Origin of the sequence: Streptomyces sp. NPDC127092, from assembly GCF_042722475.1 — a bacterium.
Classification (GTDB): domain Bacteria; phylum Actinomycetota; class Actinomycetes; order Streptomycetales; family Streptomycetaceae; genus Streptomyces.
On sequence record NZ_JBHXFE010000148.1, the window covers coordinates 1,575 to 2,070 of the forward strand.

The following is a 496-nucleotide window of genomic DNA, read 5'->3' on the forward strand; positions in this document are numbered from 1 at the left end:
CGGCCGGCTCAGGTCAGCCTGGCCAGCATCCCGACGGCGGCCCAGCGCCGGTTCAGTCGTTCCTGTGCGACGCCGGCGGTCGCCTCGTCGCCCTCCTCGAGGGCGTCGATGAGCGTCCACAGGTCGAAGACGGAGTCGTCCGGCCACACATGCCGCGTGAGGCCGCCGTAGTCCAACTCCACCCACGAGTCGGGGTGGAACGCGCCGAGCCACTCCACCATCACCGTGAGCTCACCGATCAGCTCCGCATCCGGGGCGTGCCGCGCGAGCACCGCCGCCGCGTGCCCGGCCCGCTCCCGGGCGGCCACGATCGGCGTGCGCCGGTACGCCGTGCGCTCGCCGTCCACGAGGCGCTGCACGGCCTCCTCGGGGTCGAACACCGTGAGCCAGCCGTGCGGCACACCCCACGTGGCGGTGCGCGTCTGCACGCGGTGGTGGCCCGGCCCACCGTCCCCGTCCTGCGGGTCCTCGCCCGCCGCGTCCGGGTCGGGGGAGA

General features: G+C 75.2%; 1 pseudogene. It reads right to left on the reverse strand.

The window, feature by feature from the left end:
- Window positions 1-8: 8 nt before the first annotated feature.
- Window positions 9-496: pseudogene (locus ACFWJO_RS38160) on the reverse strand (hypothetical protein); the annotation flags it as partial.